The 14289-nt window shown below is 64.2% G+C and carries 10 protein-coding genes; 1 reads left to right on the top strand and 9 read right to left on the bottom strand.

What is annotated here, in order from left to right:
* Positions 1-254: 254 nt before the first annotated feature.
* The 5 genes from ACWTU9_RS16140 to ACWTU9_RS16120 are packed head-to-tail and all read right to left on the bottom strand — an operon-like array spanning position 255 to position 7801.
* Positions 255-2717, bottom strand: coding sequence for a GcvT family protein (locus tag ACWTU9_RS16140; protein WP_455859138.1), 2463 nt, complete (start codon positions 2715-2717; stop codon positions 255-257).
* Positions 2714-3895, bottom strand: a complete 1182-nt coding sequence (locus ACWTU9_RS16135) for a pyridoxal phosphate-dependent aminotransferase (RefSeq protein ID WP_455859137.1) — start codon at positions 3893-3895, stop codon at positions 2714-2716. Before ACWTU9_RS16135 ends, ACWTU9_RS16140 begins: the two co-directional genes overlap by 4 nt.
* Positions 3895-4794 (bottom strand): homocysteine S-methyltransferase family protein, encoded by a 900-nt coding sequence (locus ACWTU9_RS16130; RefSeq protein WP_455859136.1) that lies wholly within the window; start codon positions 4792-4794, stop codon positions 3895-3897. Before ACWTU9_RS16130 ends, ACWTU9_RS16135 begins: the two co-directional genes overlap by 1 nt.
* Entirely contained in the window at positions 4791-7244 is a 2454-nt protein-coding gene (locus tag ACWTU9_RS16125; protein WP_455859135.1) for a GcvT family protein, read from the bottom strand. The genes ACWTU9_RS16130 and ACWTU9_RS16125 overlap by 4 nt, the downstream gene beginning before the upstream one ends.
* A 14-nt stretch (positions 7245-7258) precedes the next feature.
* Positions 7259-7801, bottom strand: coding sequence for a helix-turn-helix domain-containing protein (locus tag ACWTU9_RS16120; RefSeq protein ID WP_455859149.1), 543 nt, complete (start codon positions 7799-7801; stop codon positions 7259-7261).
* Between the two features lie 282 nt (positions 7802-8083).
* On the opposite strand from ACWTU9_RS16120, the gene ACWTU9_RS16115 reads away from it, so the two are divergent.
* Entirely contained in the window at positions 8084-8788 is a 705-nt protein-coding gene (locus ACWTU9_RS16115) for a nitroreductase (RefSeq protein WP_455859134.1), read from the top strand.
* A 9-nt stretch (positions 8789-8797) separates the two neighbouring features.
* Here the strand turns inward: ACWTU9_RS16115 and ACWTU9_RS16110 are convergent, their stop codons facing one another.
* The 4 genes from ACWTU9_RS16110 to ACWTU9_RS16095 all read right to left on the bottom strand — a co-directional run bounded on the left by ACWTU9_RS16110 (position 8798) and on the right by ACWTU9_RS16095 (position 14283).
* The gene (locus ACWTU9_RS16110) at positions 8798-10240 is read right to left on the bottom strand and encodes an MFS transporter (protein WP_455859133.1); all 1443 of its coding nucleotides are present in this window, start codon (positions 10238-10240) and stop codon (positions 8798-8800) included.
* A 176-nt stretch (positions 10241-10416) separates the two neighbouring features.
* A complete protein-coding gene (soxG, locus tag ACWTU9_RS16105) occupies positions 10417-11004 on the bottom strand; it encodes a sarcosine oxidase subunit gamma family protein (RefSeq protein ID WP_455859132.1) in 588 nt (195 codons plus the stop codon).
* Positions 10997-13990, bottom strand: a complete 2994-nt coding sequence (locus ACWTU9_RS16100) for a sarcosine oxidase subunit alpha (protein WP_455859131.1) — start codon at positions 13988-13990, stop codon at positions 10997-10999. The genes soxG and ACWTU9_RS16100 overlap by 8 nt, the downstream gene beginning before the upstream one ends.
* On the bottom strand, positions 13987-14283 hold the full coding sequence (locus tag ACWTU9_RS16095; protein WP_455859130.1) for a sarcosine oxidase subunit delta: 297 nt from the start codon (positions 14281-14283) through the stop codon (positions 13987-13989). The genes ACWTU9_RS16100 and ACWTU9_RS16095 overlap by 4 nt, the downstream gene beginning before the upstream one ends.
* Positions 14284-14289: the final 6 nt, after the last annotated feature.

Raw genomic sequence — 14289 nt, 5'->3', positions numbered from 1 at the left:
AGAGGCAAGCAACGAACCACTGTATTCGCATCCCGGCCGCACTCTCTCGTACTGTGCAACAGGTCCCTTGTGGGAGAAGGTGGATCGGCGCGCAGCGCCGAGACGGATGAGGGGTGCGCGAAGGAATGAGGCAAGGAAGAATCTGGCGCTGTCAGGTGCTTATACCCTTTGAAGTTGCGATCCTTCCAACACCCCTCATCCGTCCGAGCTTCGCTCGGCCACCTTCTCCCACAAGGGAGAAGGAAGAAACTGCACTACATTTTCGTCCGTTCCGCCTTCGGATCGTACATCGGCTTCAGCGATGCCTCCGCCGCAAAACGCTCGCCGGCGATCTCGATCTCGTATGACGAGGAAAGCACATCCGCCTCGCTCTCGCCCTTGCACGGCACATAACCCAACCCGATCGCGCCGCCAAGATGGTGGCCGTAATTGCCGGAAGTGATCGGGCCGACGATCTTGCCGTCGCGCAGGATCGCCTCATTGTGGAAGAGCAGGGGCTCGGGGTCCTTCAGTCGGAACTGCACCAGCCGGCGTGACAGGCCGGCTTCCTTTTTCTTCAGCACCGCGTCGCGGCCGATGAAGTCGCCCTTGGTTGTCTTGACCGCAAAGCCGAGGCCGGCCTCAAGCACATTGTCCTCGTCGGTGATGTCGTGGCCGAAATGACGGAAGGCCTTTTCGATGCGGCAGGAATCCAGCGTATGCAGGCCGCAGAGTTTCAGGCCGACATTCGCGCCGGCCTCACCGATCGCCTCGAAGACGTGCGCTGCCTGATCGGTCGAGACGTAGAGCTCCCAGCCGAGCTCGCCGACATAGGTGACGCGATGGGCGCGGGCGAGGCCCATGCCGATCTCGATCTCCTGGAACGTGCCGAAGGGATTCTTCTCGTTGGAGAAATCGTTGGGGCTGACCTTCTGGATCAGCTTTCGCGCGTCCGGGCCCATCACGCAGATCACGCTTTCGGCCGCCGTCACGTCGGTGATGACGACGAAGTCCCCGCCGACATGCCGGCGCAGCCAGGCCAGATCGCGTTGCAGCGTCGCGCCGGGGACGACGAGGAAGTAGGCTGTTTCCGACAGCCGCGACACCGTCAGGTCGCTCTCGATGCCGCCGCGCTGGTTGAGCATCTGGGTGTAGACGATCTTGCCCGGTGCCACATCCATGTCATTGGCGCAGAGCTTTTGCAGGAACGCACAGGCATCGCGGCCCTCGACCCGGACCTTGCCGAACGAGGTCATGTCGAACAGACCGACCTTGTTGCGGACGGCGAGATGTTCCTCGCGCTGGTTGTCGAACCAGTTCTGTCGTTTCCAGGAGTAGCGGTATTCGCGCTCCTGTCCTTCACGGGCGAACCAGTTGGCGCGTTCCCAGCCGGCGACCTCGCCGAACACGGCGCCGCGCGCCTTCAGATGCTCATGAAGGGGCGAGCGGCGCACGCCGCGCGAGGTCGTCATCTGGCGGTAGGGGAAATGGTCGGCATAGAGCAGGCCGAGCGTTTCGGAGACGCGCTCCTTGAGATAGCGGCGGTTCTTCTGGAACGGCTGGGCGCGGCGGATGTCGACCTCCCAGAGGTCGAAGGGCGCTTCACCGTCATTGATCCATTGCGCCAGCGCCATGCCGGCGCCGCCGGAGGAGACGATGCCGATCGAATTGTAGCCGGTCGCCATCCAGTAGCCGGATAGCTCCGGCGCCTCGCCGAGATAGTAGCGGTCGTCCGGGGTGAAACTTTCGGGGCCGTTGAAGAAGGTGTGGATGCCGGCTGTGGCCAGCATTGGCATGCGGTTGACGCCCATTTCGAGGATGGGCTCGAAATGCTCCATGTCCTCGGGCAACTGGTCGAAGCAGAAATCCTCGCGTATGCCGTCCATGCCCCAGGGCTTGGCCATCGGCTCGAAGGCGCCGAGCATCATCTTGCCGGCATCTTCCTTGTAGTAGGCGCACTCGTCCGGCACGCGCAGCACCGGAAGGCGGGTCAGACCGGGGATCGGCTCGGTGACGAGATAGAAATGCTCGCAGGCATGCAGCGGGATGGTGATGCCATTCTGCGCGCCGAGTTCGCGCGCCCACATGCCGGCGCAGTTGACGACGATGTCGGCCTCGATGGTGCCCTGATCCTCGCCTTGCGCCCATGACACGCCGGTGACGCGGCCGGCATTGGTGTGAACCTTGGTGACCTTGACGTTCTCGGCGATGGTGGCGCCGCGCTGGCGCGCACCTTTTGCGAGTGCCATGGCGATGTTGGCCGGATCGCACTGGCCGTCGAGCGGCAGATGGACAGCGCCGACGACGTCGGACACGTTGAGATGCGGATACATCTCACTGACTTCCCTCGGAGAAATCTCGCGCACGTCGACATCGAAGGCGCGGGCGAGCGAGGCCTGCCGATAGATTTCGTGCTTGCGCTCCTCGGTCAGCGCAACCGTGATCGAGCCGACCTGGCGCATGCCGGTGCCGACTTCGGTTTCGGCTTCCAGCTTGACGTAGAGGTCGGCCGAATATTTCGCCAGCCGCGTCATATTTTGCGAGCCGCGCAACTGGCCGATCAGACCGGCGGCGTGCCATGTCGTGCCGGAGGTCAGCTGCTTGCGTTCCAACAGCACGATATCGGTCCAGCCGAGTTTGGCCAGGTGATAGGCCACCGAACATCCGGAGACGCCGCCGCCGATGATCACGGCCCTCGCTTTATTGGGAATGGCCTTGGTCGGTATCGTCTTGCTCATGCGGCCTCGCGGCGATAGCTGGATGCGAAGCGGCGCAGGCGTTTTGCTGCTTCCTGAAGCACGGGCTCCGGCTGGCAGAGGCTGATGCGGATATGGCCGGCTGCGGCATGGCCGAAGCTGGAGCCAGGCATGACGCCGACATTCTCCTTGTCGAGAAAGGCCCAGGCGAATTTCTCGTCGTCCGGCTCGACGGCGGAGATGTCGAGCATGACATACATGCCGCCTTCCGAGCCGTGCACGGTGACGTTGTTCATACCGCGCACGGCATCGAGCAGGACGGTGCGGCGCGCCGCGTAGCGTTCGGCGATCTCCTTGACGCCATACCGGTTCTCCAGCGCCTCGGCACAAGCGATCGAGATGAAGGCCGGCAAGCCGTAAGTCGTCACCAGATTGAGGTTGGTCAAAAGCGTGATCATCTTGGCCGGGCCGGTCAGCCAGCCCATTCGCCAGCCGGTCATACCGTGGCTCTTGGACATCGAATTGATGACCAGCGTGCGGTCGGCCATGCCGGGCAGGCCGCGAGGCGAGATGTGCTCGCCGCCGCCCAGTGTCCAGTAAACCTCGTCCGAAAGCAGCCAGAGATCGCGCTCTTTGCAGATGTCGGCCAGCTCTTCCAGCCGCTCGCGCGAATAGACGGCGCCCGTCGGGTTGTTCGGCGTGTTGATCAATATGGCGCGCGTGTTGGGCTTCAGTGCCGCGCGGATCCTGTCGGCGCGTGGCTGGAAACCGTCCTCGGCCGGCGTCTCGACCACGGTGAAACCAGCGCCGGCCGCGCTGAATGTGTTGGGATAGGTGGCGTAGTAGGGCGCCACCACAATAGCGTGATCGCCCTGGTCTAGCACCGCCTGCACCGCCGCATAAAGGGCAGCCTGGCCACCGGGCGTGGCAATCACCTGCTCGGGGCCTGTTTCGATGCCGTTGCAGGCGGTCGATGCCGCCGCCATTGCCCTGCGCAGGCGCGGAACACCCGAAAGCGGGGTGTAGTGATGGTTGCTGCCGCGCACCGCCGTCACGCAAGCTTCGATGGTTTGCGACGGCGTGTCGAAATCGTGGTCGCCGACCGACAGCATGATGATGTCCTGGCCAGCCTCCTTGCGAGCCCAGGCCTCGGTATGGACCTCCCAGCCATCCCTGCCCGAAGGCACGATACCAGTAATGCGTGATGAGGGTCTGGGCATCATTGAACTCCCGAAATGTGGTAGCCGGCCTGTTCGAGCCGGTCGCGCAAGGCCGCGATATGGGCGGGACCGACCTCGCAGCAGCCGCCGACGATATCAGCGCCGGCCTCGACCCAGCCCATGGCCTGCTCGGCATAGGCGTCCGGACCAAGGTCGTGACGGGCATGCAACACATCCACCGTGCCGCCGTGCTTGAGCGCTTCGGTGGAAGTGAAGCCGTTGGCATAGGCGCCGACCGGGCCGCCGAGATCGATCAGCTCGGGCAATGCTGCTGCGATCGCTTCAGGGCGGCAGCAGTTGAGCAGCCGCGCCGCCACGGGCAGGCCGTCAAGTGCACCGACCGCCGCTGCTATTGTCTCGCCGCTGCGCAGGCGCGGGGTACCGTGGTCGGCCAGCGTCCATGATACCCAGACCGGCTTGCCGCTTTCCAATGCCGCCGTGACGGCCGCACGCGCTTCATCGGCCGAGGCCATGGTTTCGCACAGAAAGAGATCGACGCCGTCCGCCTGCTCGGCAACGATGCGGCGGTAGATGTCGAGTGTGTCCTGATAGGAAATGGTCAGTGCCGGCGCATAGCTGCCGAACAGCGGCGACAGGCAGCCGGCGATGGTTGCCTCTCCAGCTTGCTCGCAAGCTTGCCTCGCGAGTTCGATGCCACGCTTCTGCAGCGGCTTGAACAGCTCCTCCGCGCCCTCGCGCGCCAGTCGCTCCGGCGTTGCCGAGTAGGTGTTGATGGTGATGACGCGGGCACCGGCACGGATGAATTCCGCATGCAGGCCGCGCACCAGATCCGGTTCGTCGATCAGCACCTTGGCAGACCACAGCGGCGTCGGCTCGGATTTGCTGCGGCGGACCAGCTCCTGGCCCATGCCGCCATCGGTGAGGATGACTGTTTTCACGCCCGCAGCCTCTCGTTCCTGGGATCCCATAGCGGCTCATCCTTCTGCACGATCGCCCGAAAGCGGTCGCCGAAGATTTCGATCTCGATGGCGGTATCGGGTTCAGCCAGGTCGGCGCGCAGCATGCCGAGCGCGATCGATTTGTCGATGCGATGACCCCAGCCGCCCGACGTCGTCTCGCCGACGATCTTGCCGTCATGCCACAGCGTCGACACCGAGGGCGCATCGCACTCACCGGGGTTTTCGATGACCAGTGTGACGAAGCGCTTCTTCACGCCTTGCTGCTTTTCGTTCTGCAGGGCTGTCTTGCCGCGGAACTCCGGCTTGTCCCATTTGACGAACCGTTCGAGCCCGCCTTGCAGGATCGTGTAGTCGGTCGACAGGTCACCCTTCCAGGTGCGGTAGCCTTTTTCGAGGCGCAGCGAATCCAGCGCATACATCCCGAACGGTTTTAGTCCGTGCTTTTGTCCCGCTGCCCAGACGGCATCGAAGATGGCGCCGGTGTCTTCCACCTTGGTGTGGATTTCCCAGCCGAGTTCGCCGGCGAAGGACACGCGCACCAACTGGCACCAGTGCCCGGCGATCTGCGCCGACTGGTGCGAAAGCCAGGGCAGCGAGAGGTCGGCGTCCGTCAGTTCGGCGAGAATGTCGCGGGATTTCGGCCCGGACAGGATCTGACAGCTGAAAGCGTCGGTCAGGTTCTGCAGCGTGAGCTGATTGGGCTGTGGCAGATGGTTCTGCAGCCACTCGAAATCGTGCAGCTCCGCCACCGAGGCGGTGATCAGGAAGAAGAGGTCCTCGGCAAGCGCCATGATCGACATCTCGGTGACGATGCGACCCTTGTCGTCGGAGAAGTAGCCGAGGCCGATACGGCCGGGTTTCGGCACCAGGCCGGTGATCATCGTTTCCAGCCAGGCGCGGGCGCCGGGACCTTCCAGGCGGAATCGCGAAAAGCCCGGCAGGTCCAGAATGCCGGCGGCGTCGCGCACCGCCAGGCATTCTTCGCGCACGCGATGCTGCCAGGGTCCGTCGCGGTTGAAGGTCAGCGTTGCTTCTTCCGACGTGCCGTCGCCTTCCTTCGCATACCAGGTGGCACGCTCCCAGCCATTGTAGGCGTCGAACTGGGCGCCGAGCGCCTTGATACGGTCGTGGATCGGCGACAGCTTGCGGTCGCGGCCGGCCGGCCAGGCATGCCTGGGGAACTGGATGGCGTATTCATTGCCATAGATCTCCATGCCCTTGGCGACGGCATAGTCGGGTGCGGCGGCAAAGGCGGTAAAGCGGCGCGGATCGCAGGACCACATGTCCCATTCGGTCTGGCCTTCGGTCACCCATTCGGCCAGCACCTTGCCGGCGCCGCCGCCTTGCGCGATGCCGAAGGTGAAAACGCAGGCCTCGAAAGCGTTGGGAACCCCCGGCATCGGCCCGATCAGCGGGTTGCCGTCCGGGGCATAGGGGATCGGTCCGTTGATGACCTTGGACAGGCCGGCAGTGCCAAGGATGGGCACGCGGGCTACGGCGTCCGCCAGATAATGTTCGAGACGGTCGAGATCGTCGGGGAACAGCTGGAAGGAGAAATCCTCCGGCATCGGATCGTTATGGGTCGCCCAATGCGCGCGGCAATTGCGCTCATAGGGACCGAGATTCATGCCGTTCTTTTCCTGGCGCAGATAGTAGGAGGTGTCGACGTCGCGCAGCAGCGGAAGTTTCCTACCCTGTTCCTTCGACCAGGCCATCAGTTCGGGGATTTCCTCGAACAAGATGTACTGATGGCTCATCACCATCATCGGGACGTCACGGCCGAACATTTTGCCGACTTCGGCGGCACGGTAGCCGGCGGCGTTGACGACGATTTCGCAGCGGATCTCGCCTTGCGGGGTTATAACCACCCATTCGTCGTTGTCGCGGCGCACACCGGTGACGGGGCAGAAGCGGACGATTTTCGCGCCCATGTCGCGTGCGCCCTTGGCCAGCGCCTGCGTCAGCTGCGCTGGGTCGATGTCGCCGTCGCTCGGGTCGTAGAGCGCGCCCTTGAGATCGTGCGTCTCGATGAATGGGTAGCGGCGCCTGATCTCGTCGGGGCCAACAATGTCGATGTGCATGCCCTGGTAGCGGCCCATGCCCTTGGCGCGTTGGAATTCCTGCATGCGCTCCTTGGTGTGGGCGAGACGGAGCGAGCCGGTGACATGGTAGTTCATGGGGTAGTCGACCGCATCGGCGAGGCCGCGATAAAGCTCGGTCGAATAGCGCTGCATGTTCATCAGCGACCAGGACGACGAGAAGGTCGGCACGTTGCCGGCGGCGTGCCAGGTCGAGCCCGATGTCAGCTCGTTCTTTTCCAGGAGCATGCAGTCGGTCCAGCCCGCCTTGGCGAGGTGGTAGAGCGAGGAGGTGCCGACGACACCGCCTCCGATGATCACCACGCGTGCCGTGGTCGGCAAACCGGCCATATCAAAACCCTCATTCAATAAACAGGCGGTGAAACCACCCAGATGACCACTGCCGGCTCGGTGCCCGGGTTGCGCCAGCGGTAAGGCTTGCGCTCGAAGCGGAAGGAATCGCCTTCAACGAGCCGGTGCCAGACGCCTGCTATCTCGATCTCGAAAATCCCGGAGGCGATGTAGCCGGCCTCTTCGGTTGGCCGCAGATGCTCGGTCTTCAGTTCCGCGCCCGGCGCGAAGATCGAGCGCACCATCTCGAAACTACCGCCGAGATCGGGCGACAGAAGCTCCTCCACCAGGCCGGATTCGCTTGTGCCAAGCGTGCGCCGGCTGCCGGCGCGCACGACAACGCCGCGCTCCTTCTCGATCGGCACGTCATGGCTGAAGAACAGGCTGAGCGGCACGCCGAACAGGTCGGCGAAGGCCCTGAGGTCGCCGAGCGAAGGGGTCGACAGGCCGCGCTCGACCTGGCTGACCCAGCCGACGGAGCGGCCGAGCTTCAGTGCGATCTCGGAAAGCGTCAGCCCACGCGCCTTGCGCAGCGCACGGATATCGCTCGCCAGCAGGCGTTCGTCAGGTCCCTGCAATGGTTCGGCGGTAGCTGAAGGCACAGCGGTCACATGATGAAAAATCGGAGGTGAATTTCATGAGAAACCACACCCATGAAAAAATCAAGAGGATTTTCATGGGATCACAAGATTTGCTTGCGCGATTTTGACGGTTCATGCAAAGGCTCGGCCACGAACGGTTGAATTGGGGGCGTCCGGTCGACGACCAAAGGTTTGGAATCGGCGCATGATTTTTCCGGAAGCCCGTTCAGCTTGACGGTATGCGCAAAGGGACGGCCCATGCTGGAAAAAAACGCCCAAATTGCGCAAGACGCGGCTGTTGTCGACGAGGCGATCCTGTCTCGTCGTTCGGTGCGAGCCTTCCTGCCCGACATGGTGGACGACGAGACGATCCGCGCCATTCTTTCCGTTGCCGCGCGTGCGCCTTCGGGCACCAACATGCAGCCCTGGCGTGTCTATGTGACCAAGGGCGAGATCAAGCAGCAGATCACCGATGCCATCCTCAATTCCGGCATCCGCGCCGAAAAGGCGGATTGGGACGAGTATCGCTACTATCCCACCCAGTTCTTCGAGCCTTATCTCACTCGCCGGCGCGCCAACGGCTTCGGGCTTTACGGCGCGCTCGGCATCGGCCGCCGCGAGGTCGACAAGATGCGCGCCCAGCACGACCGCAACTTCGTCTTCTTCGATGCGCCTGTCGGCATGATCTTCACCATCGATCGGCGGCTGAACCAGGGCTCGTGGATCGACTACGGCATGTTCCTGCAAAACATCATGGTGGCGGCGCGGGGCAGGGGCCTGCACACCTGCCCGCAAGCCGCCTTCGCACCCTATCACCGGCAGATCCGGCCCGTGCTGAACATTCCGGACGAGGAGATTGTCGTCTGCGGCATGGCACTCGGCCATGAGGATACGTCCAAGCCCGAAAACGACTTCCGCACTGACCGCGTGCCGCTGGAAGAGTGGGTGACGTTCAGCGAATAGGCCCCGGCTCTATTCCACGGTCAATTGCGCGCCGTGGCCGCTGACATGGGCACCGTCCTGCGGTGTCAGCTTGAGATAGGCGATCAGCGCGCAGAGCGTGATGATGCCCTCAACCACGAACAGGATGCGGAAGTCGTTGGTCACGGCCGGCCCGCCGCCGGCCAGGAATGAGAGCAGTGCGGCTGCCAGGCCGACGCTGATCGCCACCGCCAGCTGCCACAGGATGTAATAGAGGGCGCTGAAGCGGGCGAGTTGGTCTGGCGCGATATCGGAATAGGCGAGATTGCCCGTCGAGGCCCATTGCGCCGAGCGCAGAACACCGAAGGCGAAGATATAGGCAAGCACGATCCAGACCGGCGTGGTTGCCTCTATCAGGGCGAAGCCCGCAACCATGCCGGCAACGATCGGCGTGTTGACGACCAGCACGCGGCGAAAGCCGAAGCGGTTGAGCAGGCGCGGCATGAAGACACGCATGATCAGCGAGCCGATCGCCGCGACGAAGGTCAGCGATCCCGCCTGCACCGCGCTCATGCCGAAGCCGAGCTGGAACATCAGCGGCAGCAGGAAGACGACGGAGCTTAGTCCGATCGTGTCCAGCCCACCGCCGGTGAGGAAGGAGATGCGGAAGGTGCGGATGCGCAACAGCTTGAGATCAAGCAAGGGATTGCGGGCACGCAGGCAGTAGAATGAGGCAATCGTCAGGATGACGATCGCCAGCGCCAGCTCAGCCGCAATCATGCTGCTGCCCGCGTCTTTTGCGGCAAGCGAATCCATGCCGAAGACCAGCAGCACCATGCCGCTGCCGACCAGCAGGAAACCCGGAAAATCAAACGGCGTGCGCACCGGTTTGGTGACCGTCGGAAACAGCGAGGCGGCAAGCACGGCCGCTGCCAGTGCGAATGGCACGTTGATGAAGAAGATCCAGCGCCAGGAGATGTAAGTGGTGAGCGCGCCGCCGACGAGCGGGCCGACCAACGGCCCGGACTGGCCGGCGAGCGAGATATACATATTGATCTTGAGCGTGCGGCTGCGCGGGAAGGTCGACAGGATAACGACCTGGCCGAGCGTCCCCATCAAGGCGCCGCCGAAGCCTTGCAACGCACGGGCGCCGACCAGCGTCCAGATGTCGTTGGACAGCCCGCACAGCGCCGATGACGCCGCAAACACCAGCAAGGCAAAGCAGTAGACATTGCGCAGGCCGAAGCGGTCGGCGGCCCAGCCGCCAAGTGGCATCGAGATGATCAGGCTGGCGACATAGACGGTGATCAACAGGCCGAGCTGGCTCGGCGGGCGCGCGAGGCTTTCGCCGATCCCGGGCAGGGCGGTGACCACGACATTCTGGTCGAGGCTGGTCATGAACACGCCGCAGGCGACCGTCAGCGGCAGCAAGAGCAAGGCTCTGGCCGACACATCGGCGCGATCCGTGGCGCCGGCGGATATTTCTGCAGTCATGGGGATGTTCGAACCAAACGACGATGCCGACTCTGAGACGGGATTCTTTTAAACCCCTTGGACCGGTTGGGCGGCCACGTTTCCCACCATGGCCTTCCGCGGCAGGATTCTCTAGCGGCAGAACCGGCTGGCCTTGATGCCAGAGGCCGGATGACGGAGCCTTTTTTCCGCTTCCGCTACTGCACTTCGTAGCCGACTTCCTCGCTGGCATGGCAGAGCGCCTTCCAGAACGAACGAGCAAAGGAGCGGAAGATATAGATGTCGAACTGGTCGGCGCCGGTGCGCTGGATCTGGGCGAAGACGTCGTGATGGGTGGTCGAACGGCCGGCGCCAACGGGGAATGCTGGCAGCGCAAAATCGATGGCGAAGAATTTCGCCAGCACCCATTCCGCTTTCGGCCCGGCGATGCGGATCGCGGTGCGGCCATGCGACAGGTCGGTCACCGTGCCCATGGCCGGGGTGATGACCTTGGCAAAGGCCGCTGCCAGGCCCTCGGCCGCATCGACGACGGTGAATTTTCCCGGCGCAAAGCCGAACACAGCTTTGGCGCCATCGGCGATGCCGCCGCCGGCGCCATCGGGCAGAGCGAGGCCGGTGACACTGCGGATGGCGGCGATGAGTTTCTTCTCCTCGCCGGGCCATGCGGCGAGTTGCAGGATCGATCCCGGCCTGGTTTCGGACAACAGGATTTCAACGCCATGCTCGAAATTGCCGTGCGAGCCAGGATGAAAGACCGGTTCAAGCGGTGATTGACGCTCAACCATGCATGCGGCTCCCGTCCGGGTCGTAGAAGTGGTTGGAGACGATCTCCACCGGCCCGAACCGCTTGCGCAGCGGATCGGAGACGAACGCGCGGGTCCCATGGCGCGCCTTGCCGCCCTCGACCAAAGCGAGCGCGATGTGCTTGCCCAGCGCCGGCGAATAGCAGCAGGCGGTGATGTGGCCGATGGAATCGTGCGGGTTGGCTTCGTCCAGTTCCTCGACGATATGGGCGCCGCCATTGAACGGCCGGTTGTCGAGCGAGACCAGGCCGACCAGCTGCAGCCGGTCCGGCGCGATCAGGCCTTCGCGATCCATCATCGCCGAGCCGATGAACGGCTTTTTCTTCGACAGCATCCAGTCGAGATGCAGGTCGCGCGCCGTGGTGCGGCCGTCGATCTCGGCGCCGGTGACGTGGCCTTTCTCGATGCGCATGGTGCCCAGCGCTTCCAGTCCGTAGGTGACCAGCCCGAACGGCTTGCCGGCCTCGACCAGCGCTTCCCAGACATGAGTGCCGTGGCCGGCGCCGGAATAGACCTCGAACGCCATCTCGCCGGAGAAGGACAGCCGGCAAATCATCACCGGCACACCGGCAATCTGGCCGTGCACAATGCCCATGAAGGGCAGGGCTGTGTTGTCTACCGCAGTGCCGGTGACGCACGCGGCCAGGATGGCGCGTGCCTTCGGCCCGCCGATGGCGGCACCCGCCCATTCATCGGTCACCGAGGTGACGTGCACCTTCAGGTCCGGCCAGACGACGTCGAGGAAATATTCCAGATGCTGCATCACCTTGCCGGCGTTGGCCGTGGTGGTGGTCATCAGGAAATCCTGTTCGCCAAGCCGCCAGGTCGTGCCGTCGTCGAAGGCAAGCCCATCCTCGCGCAGCATCAGCCCGTAGCGGGCCTTGCCGACGGCGAGGGTGGAAAACATGTTCGTGTAGACGCGGTCGAGGAATTCCGCCGCATCCGGTCCCTGTACGGCGATCTTGCCCAGCGTCGAGACATCGACGATGCCGGCACTTTCGCGCGTGGCCTTGGCTTCACGAACATAAGCCTGCTCGATCGTCTCGCCGGCAAGGCCGTAGATCATCGGCCGGAACCAGAGGCCGGCCGAATACATCGTGGCGCCATTGGCCAAGTGCCAGTCATGGATCGGCGTCAGCCGCTCGGGCTTCAAATCGCCGAAACGTTCAGCGGCGAGCGAGCCGATCGATACCGCCGAATAGGGCGGGCGGAACCGCGTCGTGCCGACTTCGGGGATCGGCTTGCCCAACGCCTCAGCCATGATGGCGAGGCCCGGCACGTTGGAGTTCTTGCCTTGGTCGGTCGCCATGCCGAGCGTGGTGTAGCGCTTCAGGTGCTCGACCGAAACAAACCCTTCCCGATGCGCCAGCCGCACGTCTTCGGCGGTGACGTCATGCTGGAAGTCGACGAAGCTCTTGCCCTTCGCCTTGATCTCGAACACCGGCGCCGGATCGGGATTGCCGGGTGCTGCCTCGACATCCGGCAAGGCTGCCGGCGCACTCGCGCCGCCTGCCGCGGACAGGCCGGCGGCACGGCCCTCAGTGATGGCTTCGACGGTTGAAAAGCTGCCGTTGAAGGCGCCGGCGCCAATCCATTGCCGAGTCGGTTTCGGCGGCAGGAAGGCCTGGCGGTCGGCGTTCCACTCTGCCCTGGCACCAGCCTGGCTTGCGAGATGGATGGTCGGCGACCAGCCGCCTGACATCAGCAGGCAATCGGCGTGGATGCTCCTGATATCGCCGCTCAGCGTGCCCGAGTTCATGTCGAAGCGCTGCACCTTGAGGCCGGAGAGCGCCTTGCCGCCTTCGGTGGCAACCACGGCATGGCCGGTGAGGATTTCGGCTTCGGCCTCGGTGGCCAGGCTGCGCATCTCGGCGGACAGTTCGGGGCGAACGTCGACGATGGCGACGATGGCCGCGCCGGCTTTCTTCAATGCCAGCGCCGAGCGATGGGCGCTGTCATTGTTGGTGAACAGCGCGATCCTGTCACCCGGCAGCACGCCATAATCGTTGGCATAGCGCTCACCGGCATGTGCCAGCATGACGCCCGGCCGGTCATTGCCCGGAAATACCAGCGGCCGCTCGAACGAGCCGGTGGCCAGCACCACCGTCTTGGCGCGGATCGCCCAGTAACGATGGCGCGGTTCGCCTTTCCCGGGCGTTTCCTTGTGGTCGGTGACGCGCTCGAGTGCGGCGAGCGTGTTGCCGTCATAATAGCCCCACACCGTGGTGCGTGGCAGCAGACGGACCGTGTCATGGCCTTCGAGCTGGCTGACGGTGCGCGCCGCCCATTCGGCGGCCGGCGTGCCGTCGATGGTTTCGCCGGACCAGTTGGCCGAGCCGCCGAAACGCGGCTCGAGTTCGGCAAGGATGACGCGGGCGCCCTGATCAGCAGCCGTCTTTGCGGCCGACAGGCCGGCCGGGCCGGAGCCGACCACCAGCACGTCGCAGAACGCGTTCATGCGCTCGTAGCGTGAGGCGTCGGCGGCAATGCCAGCGCGGCCTAGCCCGGCGGCGCGGCGGATGAAATGCTCGCAGAACATCCAGAAGCGGGTGCCCTTCAGTGGGCCGAAGACCGGACCCATGAAGGTCTTGTAGTAGAAGCCGGCGGCCAGGATCTTGCCGCCAAGCTGGTTGACGGCGTTGACGTCCCAGGCGAGCGAGGGAAAGCGGTTCTGGCTGACGGCCACCAGCCCGTCATAGATCTCGACCATGGTCGCGGCGATGTTCGGCTCGCGCACTTCGCCGCGCAGCACCGTCACCAGCGCATTCGGCTCCTCGACCCCGGCGGAGAGCACGCCGCGCGGACGGTGGTATTTGAACGAACGCCCGAACAGCGTGACGCCGTTGGCAAGCAGGGCCGAAGCCAGCGTGTCGCCGGCGTGGCCGGTGTAGGGCGTGCCTTCAAAGGTGAAACGGATGGTGCGCAGCCGGTCGATCCGGCCGCCGGTCTCTGTGCGGCGCGGGCTCACGACTTGCCCCCTGTCTTGTGCCGGGCGGCGGCGTTGTGGTCGCCGCGGGCGAAGCCGGTGCTGGAAATCTCATGTGTGACCGTGTTGCGCACCATCCTCAGATGCGTGCGGCAGCCGCCGGAATGCTGCCAGATCTCATTGTGGTCGCCGGCGGGGTTCAGCCGGTCGTAGACATAGGCGTTCCAGCCGTCGAGGTCCTGCGAGGCGGGCTGCGGGCGTTCGCGGTTGCCGTCGCCCTGATAGGTGAATTCGATGACGTCGCGCGGGCCGCAATAGGGACAGGTAATAAGCATTTTTCT

It is taken from the genome of Mesorhizobium sp. 128a (assembly GCF_053848025.1).
Note: the sequence above shows the minus strand (reverse complement) of the source record. Positions and strands in the feature narration are given on the sequence as shown.

What these genes read in the sequence shown, in the direction of transcription:
- soxG (WP_455859132.1), bottom strand. Translation starts at nt 11,004, where the DNA reads ATGGTTGAGCGTCAATCACCGCTTGAACCGGTCTTTCATCCTGGCTCG.
- ACWTU9_RS16095 (WP_455859130.1), bottom strand. Translation starts at nt 14,283, where the DNA reads ATGCTTATTACCTGTCCCTATTGCGGCCCGCGCGACGTCATCGAATTC.
- ACWTU9_RS16140 (WP_455859138.1), bottom strand. Translation starts at nt 2,717, where the DNA reads ATGAGCAAGACGATACCGACCAAGGCCATTCCCAATAAAGCGAGGGCC.
- ACWTU9_RS16110 (WP_455859133.1), bottom strand. Translation starts at nt 10,240, where the DNA reads ATGACTGCAGAAATATCCGCCGGCGCCACGGATCGCGCCGATGTGTCG.
- ACWTU9_RS16135 (WP_455859137.1), bottom strand. Translation starts at nt 3,895, where the DNA reads ATGCCCAGACCCTCATCACGCATTACTGGTATCGTGCCTTCGGGCAGG.
- ACWTU9_RS16125 (WP_455859135.1), bottom strand. Translation starts at nt 7,244, where the DNA reads ATGGCCGGTTTGCCGACCACGGCACGCGTGGTGATCATCGGAGGCGGT.
- ACWTU9_RS16115 (WP_455859134.1), top strand. Translation starts at nt 8,084, where the DNA reads ATGCTGGAAAAAAACGCCCAAATTGCGCAAGACGCGGCTGTTGTCGAC.